This window comes from Saccharopolyspora sp. NPDC002578 (assembly GCF_053592695.1).
Genome location: NZ_JBSFWJ010000121.1, coordinates 1 through 10,194 on the forward strand (window position 1 = coordinate 1; position 10,194 = coordinate 10,194).

Here is a 10,194-nt window from a genome sequence, read left to right on the forward strand (position 1 = left end):
TCTTCTCGCGAGGACGGCTTTTTCCCTCGTGGCGGAGCCACTCGGGAAAAAGATCCCGCAGCGAGAAGAACGCTGAGGTTCCGCCACCCGACCACCCCGCTAGAACGAGCCCCACCCCCCAGTAGGATCCAAAACCGTGATTGACCAGCTTCGACGTGTTGAGCTTGCCCGGTTAGTGACCGAACTCGCCGTGGTGCACGGCAAGGTGACGTTGTCCTCCGGCAAGGAGGCGGACTACTACGTCGACCTGCGCCGGGCGACGTTGCACCACGCGGCGGCACCGCTCATCGGCGGCCTGCTGCGGGAGCTCACCGCGGACTGGGAGCACAACGCCGTCGGCGGCCTCACCTTGGGCGCGGACCCGGTCGCGACCGCGATGATGCACGCGCCCGGCCGCCCGCTGGATTGCTTCGTGGTGCGCAAGAACGCGAAGTCCCACGGCATGCAGCGCCGCATCGAGGGCCCGGGGGTCGCGGGCCGCAAGGTGCTCGCCGTGGAGGACACCTCCACCACCGGTGGCAGCGTGCTCACGGCGGTGGAGGCGTTGCGCGAGGAGAACGCCGAGGTCGTCGGCGTGGTGACGGTGGTGGACCGGGGAACCGGTGCGAAGGAGGCCATCGAGGCCGCCGGGTTGAGCTACCGTTCGCTGCTGAACCTGGCCGATCTCGGCTTGAGCTGACCCCGTTGGAGAACGGTCGTACCTCGTGGAAGCAATCGTCCCGCTCGCGTTCGTCCTGATCGTCCTGATCCTGGTGGGCGGTGTGCTGCTCGCCGTGCTGGGGCGCAAGCGCTCCGTCGGGAACTTCCAGCGGCTGCTGCGGTCCGGGCAGGGCTGGCGGCAGGTGCCGGGCGACGAGCTGTGGCGACAGGTGCGGGTGCTGCGGGAGTTCGCGAGTTCCCGCGGCCTGCACGACTACTTCCACTTGGCGGGGCAGCACCGCGGCCAGGCGTTCGAGGCGGTGCAGTACCGGCGTCCGCCGGGGCTCGGGCAGCGGGTGTTCACCTTCGGGTTCGCCGTGGTGCTGCCGCGCCCGGTTCCGGGCCCGGAGCTGCGGGTGGCGCGTTCGGGCGCGTTCGGCGCGCTCGGCCAGGACTTGCGGGTCGCTTCGGGTGACCCGGAGTTCGACCGCGCGTACCTGCTGACCTCGCCGGACGCGGAGTTCGCGCGCCGCGCGGTACCGCCGGGCCTGGCGCGCGCCCTGCTCACCGATGACCGCATGAAGGACGTGGTGCTGGAGTTCGCGCCGGGGCACGTCGTCGCGTTCCGCAGCGGTTCGGCGAAGCCGGAGACGGTGCTGCCGGTGCTGGACCTGCTGGTCGACGTGCACGGCGGCGTGCCGTGGGGGGAGCTGTCCGGGCGATGAACCAGGAGACGGACGTCCCCGGCCCCACCGAGTGGGGGACGGGCGTCGGCGTGGGGCCGTGGCAGGGGCCGTGGCCGGACGACGAGCGCTACGACCCGGAGCTGCTGGCCGAGGGCGACCGGCGCAACGTCGTGGACCACTACCGGTACTGGCACCGGGACGCGGTGGTCGCCGACCTCGACACCCGGCGCCACGACTTCCACGTGGCCATCGAGAACTTCCAGCACGACCACAACATCGGCACGGTGGTGCGCACCGCGAACGCGTTCGCGGCCCGCGCCGTGCACATCGTGGGCCGCCGCCGCTGGAACCGGCGCGGCGCGATGGTCACCGACCGGTACCAGCACGTGCACCACCACCCGGACCTGGTCTCGTTGCGCGAGTTCGCCGCCGAGCAGGGGCTGGCGATCGTCGCGGTGGACAACACGCCGGGCGCGACGCCCATCGAGCGCACCGCGCTGCCGGAGCGCTGCGTGCTGCTGTTCGGCCAGGAGGGGCCGGGGCTGCACTCGGATTCGCGGGACACCGCGGACGCGGTGGTGTCCATCGCGCAGTTCGGGTCGACCCGTTCGATCAACGCGGGCGTGGCGGCGGGCATCGCCATGCACGCCTGGATCGCGCAGCACGCGGACCCGTCCCGCGCCTGGTGAGGGCGTGAAAAAGCCCGGCCGGCGCGGGTCGTCCGCGTCCGGCCGGGCTCGGGTGCCAGTGGTTCAGGCGGCGTCCTTCGCCTTGGTCCGGCGTCCGCGCACGTACTCGACGATGATCGGGAGGATCGAGATGAAGACGATCAGGATCGCCATCGCCTCGAGGTTCTCCTTGATGATCGGGATGTTGCCGAGGAAGTAGCCCAGCACCGTCATGCCCGCGGCCCAGGCCACGGCGCCGATGGCGGAGTAGCTGAAGAACTTCCGCTGGTCCATCTGCCCGATGCCTGCGACGGCGGTGATGAACGTGCGCACGATCGGCACGAACCGGGCGAGGATGATCGCGCGGGCGCCGTAGCGCTCGAAGAACTCGTGGGTCTTGTCGACGTGTTCGGCCTTGAACAACTTCGAGTCGGGCTTGTTGAACAGGGCGGGCCCGACCTTCCGGCCGATCCAGTACCCGGTCACGTTGCCGACGAACGCGCACACGGACAGCAGCAGGCAGGTCAGCCAGATCGGCGTGGAGATCGCACCGGTCGCCACGAACAGGCCCGTCACGAACAGCAGCGAGTCACCGGGCAGGAAGAACCCGATGAGCAGGCCGCACTCCGCGAAGATGATCAGGCAGACACCGATCAGCGCGAACGGGCCGAGCGAGCTGACGATGTTCTCCGGATCCAGCCAGGACGGCAGCAGGGCGAGCGTGGACGTTCCAGCGGCGTTGAGCATCGCGGGGAGTTCGGTCGTCACGCTCGCCAACGGTACCGGTGCCCGTTGAGCGCGAACCGCCAGCCCGACCCCGACCGCTCGGAGCGTGGCAAGTCGCCGCGCCGGACGGGTTCTGGTGACGTCGGACTCGTCGGGCGGCGCGGCCGCGGATCACACGACGGTGAGCAGTCCGCTGATGCCACCGGCGGCGACGCCGAGCAGCACGGCGAACAGCAGCACCGCGCCCACCGGGAGCCGGCGCCGTTCGGGCGGTCCGACCGGCGGCGGTGGCGGCGGCGGTGCGGGAACGGCGTTCCCGGGCTGCCCGCCGACCGCCTGCGCGCGCAGCGCGGCCGACAGCAGATTCTCCGGGGTGTCCCGCGAACTCTCCATGCCCGCCAGCGTAGGACGTCCTGACCGGAGGGCTCGTGCAGCGGGGCGGGTGGCGCGCGTCTTCGCCGCGGCGTCAGCGACCGGTCGAGTCCCAGACGCCCGATTTCATGACGCGCCGCAGGTCCAGGTCGTCGTCGAGCAGCACGAGGTCCGCGGCCAGGCCCGGTCGCAGCGAGCCGACCCGGTCGGCGGCGCCGAGCAGCTCGGCGGGCCGGGTCGAGGCGGCGTGCACGGCCGCCGTCACCGGCAGCCCGCCGCCGTGCACGAGGTTGCGGAACGCGGCGTCCATGGTGAGCGTGCTGCCCGCGAGCGAGCCGTCGGCCAGCCGCGGTTCCCCGTCGACCACGGTCACCGGGAGCTTGCCCAGCTCGTAGGTCCCGTCCCCGGCGCCGGTGGCGCTGATCGCGTCGGTGATCAGCACGGTCCGGCCCGCGCCCGCGTGCCGCGCGGCGAAGCCCACCACGGCCGGGTGCAGGTGCACCAGGTCGCAGATCAGCTCCACCGTGATGCGCTCGTCGTCGAGCAGGGTGCCGACCGGTCCGGGTTCGCGGTGGTGCAGGGGGCGCATCCCGTTGAACAGGTGGGTGGCGACCGTCGCCCCGGCGTCGACGGCGGGCAGCACCTGCTCGCGGACGGCGTCGGTGTGCCCGATCGCGGCGATCACGCCCTGCTCGGCGAGGGTGCGCACGGCGGGGATCGCGCCGTCGAGCTCCGGTGCCAGCGTCACCATCCGGATCGAGCCCTTGCCCGCCTTGAGCAGGGTGCGCACGGCCTGCTCGTCGGGTTCCCGCAGCAGCGCCGGGTCGTGCGCGCCGCAGCGCGCCGCGGACAGGAAGGGGCCTTCCAGGTGGATGCCGTCGAGCAGGCCGTCGACGACCAGTTCGTGCAGCGCGCCGACCTGCTTGGCCAGGTCGGCGAGCGGCGCGGTGACGAGGCTGGCGAGCGTGGTGGTGGTGCCGTGCGAGCGGTGCGCGGCCAGCGCGGCGCGGGTCTGCTCGGCTTCGAGCCCGGTGAACGAGCCGCCGCCTCCGCCGTGACAGTGGATGTCGACGAAACCGGGCACCAGCCAGCCGTCGCCGAGGTCGGTGGCCCCGGCGGGCGCGGGCCCGGTGCCGAGCTCATCGATGACGGGGCCGGACAGCCGGATCCAGCCGTTCTCCAGCACGCCGTCCGGGGTGACGATGCGGCTCGCGGTGAGGGTGCGGGCCCCGGTGTCGTGCGCGTTCACTGGCTGTCCCCACTTTCGTTGTCGCCCGCGCCGCGGTGTCGCCGAGGCCGCGGGCGAGGCCGCGTCGGGCGGCGGTGGCTGCGGTGGTCGGCGCTGCCATCTTCCGGCACCGACCCGTTAATGGTCTACACCAGCATGGTGTGGTCTTCGCCGGCGTGCCGTCGACTCGTGGGGTGCCGTGCGCTGCCCTGCGGCAGGAGGGTGAAAACCCGACGTGGATCGGGTGATCTTGGCGTGGCCCGAACGGCCGCCGGGGCGCGCCCGCGCCGAGGAGACCGCCTCGCGCCGAGGGTGCGGCGCCGTCCCCGGTCGTCGCGGTCCGCAGCGCGCTCACCTGATCAGCGGACCCGCGTCGGGATGATCACTGGCGGGTGGTCGTCGTTGACCCCGCCAGGCGGCCGCGTGAAGCCCGGCTGCGCGCTCAGTGCGAGCGCATGACCTTCTGCAGGGCTTCCAGGCCGCGACTGGCGGTGGACTTCACGGTGCCCTTCGAGACGCCGGTGGCCTCGGAGATCTCCGCTTCGGTGAGGTTGCCGTAGTAGCGCAGCACCAGCACCTCGCGCTGCCGCGGCGGGAGCTCGCCCAGCGCCGCCACCACCGCCTGGTGCTCCGCGGTGAGCATCGCCAGCGACTCCGCGGAACGCGCGTCGGCCTGGTGCGGCGGCTGGTACTCGCGGGCCGTCTTGCGGCGTCGCAGCACCGAGCGGCTGCCGTTGACCACGGCGGTGCGCAGGTAGCCGATGGCGGCCTTCGCGTCGCGCAGGCCGGACCAGTTGCGGTAGAGGCCGGTGAACGCCTCCTGCACCACGTCCTCGGCGGTCGCCGGTTCGTCGACCAGCAGGATCGCCAGCCGGACCATGCGCATCCGCTGCTGGCGGTACAGGTCTTCGAGGGTGAGCGGTTGGTCGGTGGCGGTGGACGCGGTGTCGATCGCACGGAGGTGGCCCAGTGTCTGCTCGACGCTGCGTTCGACCCCCGATGAGGAATCCCCGAACATGATCTGAAAGTACCGGCTTCGCCCGGCGGCTGTCCCTCGGCCGGGTAGCGTCCGGAACAGGCTCGTGATCAGGGAGGTCCGAAATGGCGAAGTTCGTGGTCGAAATGGTCTACGGCGACGACGAGGAGCGCCGGTTGGCCGTGCGGCCCGACCACCGCGTCTACGCCAAGTCGCTGGCGCAGCAGGGGATCCTGCTGGCCGGGGGTCCGTACGAGGACGGCTTGGGCGCGCAGCTCGTGTACGAAGCGGCGGACGCGGCGGCGGTGCAGCGGCTGCTCGACGAAGATCCGTACCTCCAGGAGGGCGTGATCGCCTCGACCACCGTCCGTGAGTGGAACGCGATCACCGGCTCCTGGGTTTCATGATCCACTAGCCTGTTCAGGCGACCCCGCACCCCCGAAGGTGTGAGGATTGCGACAGCGGTGCAGATCCGCACCGATCCAGTGGTTTTCCCTATGACGCGAACGGGTAGCGCTGACCTCCACAGGCCCGCGCGGACCTCGCGCGCCCTCGTAGGATTCGGCGCGGCTCCCCGCTGCCAAGAACGACTCCATCCCGAGGAGGACGACCGATGCCCATCGCTACCCCCGAGGTCTACGCGGAGATGCTGGACCAGGCGAAGTCAAGCGAGTTCGCCTATCCGGCCATCAACGTGACCTCGTCGGAGACGCTCAACGCGGCGCTGCGTGGCTTCGCCGAGGCCGAGAGCGACGGCATCATCCAGGTCTCGACCGGTGGCGCCGAGTTCGCCTCCGGTACGAAGGTCAAGGACATGGTCACCGGGGCCACCGCGCTCGCGGAGTACGCGCACGTCGTGGCCGCCAAGTACCCGGTGAACATCGCGCTGCACACCGACCACTGCCCCAAGGACAAGCTGGACGGCTACGTCCGGCCGCTGATCCAGATCAGCCAGGAGCGGGTCGACCGCGGCGAGAACCCGCTGTTCCAGTCGCACATGTGGGACGGCTCGGCCATCGAGCTGCACGAGAATCTGCAGATCGCCTCCGAGCTGCTCGACACCGCGGCCAAGGCGAAGATCATCCTGGAGCTGGAGGTCGGCGTCGTCGGCGGCGAGGAGGACGGCGTCGCCAACGACATCAACGACAAGCTCTACACCGCCGCGGGCGACTACGAGCACACCGTGGACGCGCTCGGCGCCGGCGAGAAGGGCCGCTACCTGCTGGCCGCGACCTTCGGCAACGTGCACGGCGTGTACAAGCCCGGCAACGTCAAGCTGCGGCCCGAGATCCTCAAGCAGGGCCAGGAGGTCGCCTCCCAGAAGCTGGGCCTGCCCGCCGGGTCCAAGCCGTTCGACCTGGTCTTCCACGGTGGTTCCGGCTCGCTGCTGGAGGAGATCCACGAGGCGGTCTCCTACGGCGTGGTGAAGATGAACATCGACACCGACACCCAGTACGCCTTCACCCGGCCCATCGCCGAGCACATGTTCAAGAACTACGACGGCGTGCTCAAGGTCGACGGCGAGGTCGGCAACAAGAAGGTCTACGACCCGCGCAGCTACCTGAAGGCGGCGGAGCAGGCCATGGCCGCCCGCGTCGCCCACGGTTGCGAGACGCTGAAGTCCGCGGGCCGCATGCTGGCCGGCTGACACCGCACCGCACTTCGAACGCCACCCCGGACCGAGCACCGGGGTGGCGTTCGCGCGTCGGATGACAGGATGGCGCCATGACGAACCTGCTGGAGCCACCGGAAACGCTGCTGCCGGAGAACACCACGGCGCAGGCCGCGCTCGACGCCGGAACCGACCCGGCGAAGGTCGCCGCGGAGTTCCCCGCGTTCAGCGCCGCTTGGGCGCAGCTCGGCGAGGTCGCGCTGGAGCGCGAGGAGTACATCGCCGCCTACGCCTACGCGCGCACCGGCTACCACCGCGGCCTGGACGCGCTGCGCAAGTCCGGCTGGAAGGGCTTCGGCCCGGTGCCGTGGCGGCACCGCCCCAACCAGGGCGTGCTGCGCGCCGTCGCCGTGCTGGCCAAGGCCGCGGGCGCGATCGGCGAGACCGAGGAGTTCGACCGCTGCCGCCAGCTCCTGCTCGACAGCGACCCCGCCTCGGTGGAGGCCACCGGAGTCGCGTGACGCTCCGGGAGGGCCCGGTCCGCCGGGCCCTCCCGCTGCCCGTTGGTGCAAGCGTGTTGCCCCGCGTTCGGTCCCCGTTGCCCTGCCACCACCAGGCCGTCTCAGCGACGCTGCAGGGAGGCGGGTGAGCAGGAGGCGGGATGCGGATCGTCGAGTCACGAGCCGACGCCGCACAGCGGGCCGGACGGTCCGTCGACGACCGGACATCGACGGACGTGTCACCGCGGATCGCGCGAGTGCTGGCGCTCCAGCGCACGGTGGGCAACGCCGTGGTGTCGCGGACGCTGGCCGACGACGTGGAATTGACCGACCTGGCGGGCCCGAGCCGGCCGACGGGCGCGGCGCAGCCGAACTCGGTGGAGGTCGCCTACCCATCGGCCCGGCAGCCGGTCGAACCGCCGGTCCGGCAGCAAGCTCCCCGACCGGCCACGTGGTTCCAGCTGTACTGCTGCGGAGTGCGGAGAAGCCCCCCGACGGCGGCAGCGCCCTCGGGTGGGCAGGACGGCGCTGACCGCGACTGGCGAGATTTCCTGGCCGATGTCAAACCCGAGCTGGAGCGCATCGACAAGGACCCGAAGATCAAAATCGATGAGGCCACCCAGACCGTGCTGGTGGCCTACGACCCTCAGCTGCTGTCGGACATCTACCCGGTGCTGGAGTTCGTGCTCAAGCGGCAAGCTAAGAAGTTGTCGGACGTTTTCGGCGAGACGCTGGAGAGCCACGGGCGGAAATCCACTACTACCTCCGGTTACTGGGAAGACCACGATGAACGGCGACGGCAGCTCGGCGCGCGGGCCGCTTCCGCAGCTCGTCGGCACGCCGACGATCCAGCTCCGGCCAATCCGATCAGCGGGATGAACAACGCGTCGCCCCTCGTCGCGCTGCACGCCTTGCTGGGCGACTCGTCAGGTGGATTCATCATCGGGGAGAAGCACTCCGAGTACGCAGCCTGGAAGATGCTCGTCGATCATTTGGACGGGCTCAGGGACACCGGTGTGCGGGTGATCTACCTGGAATCCATCCGTGCCGGTGAAATCCAGGAATGGGTGGACGAGTACCTGCGGAGCTCAGCCCAGAAGATGCCGCCCCAGCTCGAAGCGTTCGTCCTCAAGTACAAGTCGCGCTGGAACCACGACGGATTGCGGGAGCTCCTGGATGCCGTCAAGCGAATGGGCGGAATGCGCATCCACGCGATCGACTCGACGACCGCGGCGCGCAAGGGCGCGGGCGACGAGTCCCTGCACGAGCGGGCGGCTCTGATGAACGCCTTCGCGACCGAACGAGTCCGGGAGGACCAGACGAGAGATCCGGGCCGGTACGTCGCGCTGGTCGGGGAAGCACACGCTGTGCAGCACGATTTCACCGGTGACCGAGGTGATCTGCCCGCGATCGTCCCCGGCCTCACCCGGTACCTCGGCGTCCCGGCGGTGCGGATCAGCGGACCGCACGACGCGCAGACGGTCGAGGCCTTGGAGTAGCGCGCGGACGCCGGGGTGACCTGGGTGATCGCCTGGGCGATCGGCGTGGCGCAGAATGGGCGCGTGCAGCGGGTGCGGCAGGAGTTGAGTCGGCGGTTGCGGCGGTTGTTCCGGTCGGGCGTGCCGATCGTGCAGTGCGCCGTGGCGGCGGGTTTGGCGTGGGCCGTGGCGAAGCACCTGGTGGGGCATCCGGCGCCGTTCTTCGCGCCGATCGCCGCGGTGGTGTCGCTGGGCGTGTCGCTGGGGCAGCGGATGCGGCGGTCCCTGGAGCTGGTCGTGGGCGTCAGCATCGGCATCGGCGTCGGCGACGTGCTGATCTCGATGATCGGCACCGGGCCGTGGCAGATCGCGCTGGTCGTCGCGCTCGCCATGAGCACGGCGGTGCTCGCCGACAGCGGCGCGATCATCGTGCTGCAGGCGGCGTCCTCGTCGGTGCTGGTGGCCACGCTGCTGCCGCCCGCGACGGTCGGCGGCTGGACGCGGATGATCGACGCGGCCGTGGGCGGCCTGGTCGGTTTCGCGGTGGCCGCGCTGCTGCCCGCGAATCCGCTGGCCGTGGCGCACCGCAACGGCCGGTTGGTGCTGGGCGCGCTCACCGAGGGCCTGCGCGGGGTGGCGTGGGCGGTGTCGCGGCGCGACGTCGACGTCGCCTCCGACACGCTGGCGGCGGCGCGCAAGAGCCAGAAGCTCGTCGACGAGTTCCGGACCGCGCTGGAGGCGGGCGGCGAGATCGCGAAGTTCGCCCCGATCCGCTGGCGGCGCCGCGGCGACCTGGAGCGCTACGAGTCGGCGGCCACGCCGATCGACCGGGCGCTGCGCAACACTCGCGTGCTGGCGCGGCGCGCGATGGCCGCGCTGCGCGACGACGAGCCGGTGCCGCGTCCGCTGCCGGGGCTGCTGGAGGAGCTGGCCGGTTCGGTGGTGCTGCTGCGAGACGAGCTGGCCAGCGGCACCGAGCCGCTGCAGGCGCGGGAGGCGGCCCGTTCGGTGGCCCGCCGCTCCTCGGTGGAACTGCTCGGCGAAGGCGACTTCTCGATGCAGGTCGTGGTCCTCCAGGTCCGCTCCATCGCAGTGGATCTGCTCCAAGCGAGCGGCCTCACCCGAACCGAAGCCATCGCCACCCTCCCCCCACTACACCCCCGCCGCGAAGGCGACCACAGCTGACGACCCGAGCCGGTCGCTCGTCAGAGGTGTCCGGGTGGCGGAACCTCAGTGGCTTCCTCGCTGCGGGATCTTTTTCCCGAGTGGCTCCGCCACGAGGGAAAAAGCCGTCCTCGCGCGAGATCGG

General features: G+C 71.1%; 12 protein-coding genes. 8 read left to right on the forward strand and 4 right to left on the reverse strand.

The features are described 5' to 3' along the window. The first annotated feature begins 175 nt into the window (after window positions 1-175). From pyrE to ACWD38_RS29205, 3 genes are read left to right on the forward strand one after another with little or no spacing between them, the layout of a single operon-like run. The gene (pyrE, locus tag ACWD38_RS29195; protein ID WP_450125353.1) at window positions 176-679 is read left to right on the forward strand and encodes an orotate phosphoribosyltransferase; all 504 of its coding nucleotides are present in this window, start codon (window positions 176-178) and stop codon (window positions 677-679) included. 25 nt (window positions 680-704) lie between these two features. Further along, window positions 705-1,364, forward strand: coding sequence for a hypothetical protein (locus tag ACWD38_RS29200; RefSeq protein WP_184484279.1), 660 nt, complete (start codon window positions 705-707; stop codon window positions 1,362-1,364). Then, window positions 1,361-2,014 carry a TrmH family RNA methyltransferase gene (locus ACWD38_RS29205; protein ID WP_184484281.1) on the forward strand — a complete coding sequence of 218 codons (654 nt, stop codon included), beginning with the start codon at window positions 1,361-1,363 and terminating at the stop codon, window positions 2,012-2,014. The genes ACWD38_RS29200 and ACWD38_RS29205 overlap by 4 nt, the downstream gene beginning before the upstream one ends. Before the next feature lie 63 nt (window positions 2,015-2,077). Here the strand turns inward: ACWD38_RS29205 and ACWD38_RS29210 are convergent, their stop codons facing one another. The 4 genes from ACWD38_RS29210 to ACWD38_RS29225 all read right to left on the reverse strand — a co-directional run bounded on the left by ACWD38_RS29210 (window position 2,078) and on the right by ACWD38_RS29225 (window position 5,337). Next, window positions 2,078-2,740: a VTT domain-containing protein gene (locus ACWD38_RS29210; protein ID WP_184486057.1), complete on the reverse strand. Its 663-nt coding sequence runs from the start codon at window positions 2,738-2,740 to the stop codon at window positions 2,078-2,080. 150 nt (window positions 2,741-2,890) lie between these two features. After that, a complete protein-coding gene (locus ACWD38_RS29215) occupies window positions 2,891-3,112 on the reverse strand; it encodes a hypothetical protein (protein WP_184484283.1) in 222 nt (73 codons plus the stop codon). Window positions 3,113-3,185: 73 nt separating this feature from the next. Beyond that, complete coding sequence (gene nagA / locus ACWD38_RS29220; RefSeq protein WP_184484285.1) at window positions 3,186-4,340, reverse strand: N-acetylglucosamine-6-phosphate deacetylase; 1,155 nt, start codon at window positions 4,338-4,340, stop codon at window positions 3,186-3,188. 421 nt (window positions 4,341-4,761) lie between these two features. Continuing rightward, entirely contained in the window at window positions 4,762-5,337 is a 576-nt protein-coding gene (locus ACWD38_RS29225; protein ID WP_184484287.1) for a SigE family RNA polymerase sigma factor, read from the reverse strand. A gap of 83 nt (window positions 5,338-5,420) precedes the next feature. Here ACWD38_RS29225 and ACWD38_RS29230 point away from each other — a divergent pair, with 83 nt between their 5' ends. The 5 genes from ACWD38_RS29230 (at window position 5,421) to ACWD38_RS29250 (ending at window position 10,070) form a co-directional block, all read left to right on the forward strand. After that, a complete protein-coding gene (locus ACWD38_RS29230) occupies window positions 5,421-5,702 on the forward strand; it encodes a YciI family protein (RefSeq protein ID WP_184484289.1) in 282 nt (93 codons plus the stop codon). Between the two features lie 206 nt (window positions 5,703-5,908). Then, entirely contained in the window at window positions 5,909-6,943 is a 1,035-nt protein-coding gene (fbaA, locus tag ACWD38_RS29235) for a class II fructose-bisphosphate aldolase (RefSeq protein ID WP_184484291.1), read from the forward strand. 77 nt (window positions 6,944-7,020) lie between these two features. Further along, window positions 7,021-7,428, forward strand: a complete 408-nt coding sequence (locus tag ACWD38_RS29240) for a DUF3151 domain-containing protein (RefSeq protein WP_184484293.1) — start codon at window positions 7,021-7,023, stop codon at window positions 7,426-7,428. Between the two features lie 140 nt (window positions 7,429-7,568). Next, entirely contained in the window at window positions 7,569-8,906 is a 1,338-nt protein-coding gene (locus ACWD38_RS29245; RefSeq protein ID WP_450125354.1) for a hypothetical protein, read from the forward strand. Window positions 8,907-8,921: 15 nt separating this feature from the next. Next, a complete protein-coding gene (locus tag ACWD38_RS29250) occupies window positions 8,922-10,070 on the forward strand; it encodes an FUSC family protein (protein WP_343071654.1) in 1,149 nt (382 codons plus the stop codon). The last annotated feature ends 124 nt before the right edge of the window (window positions 10,071-10,194 follow it).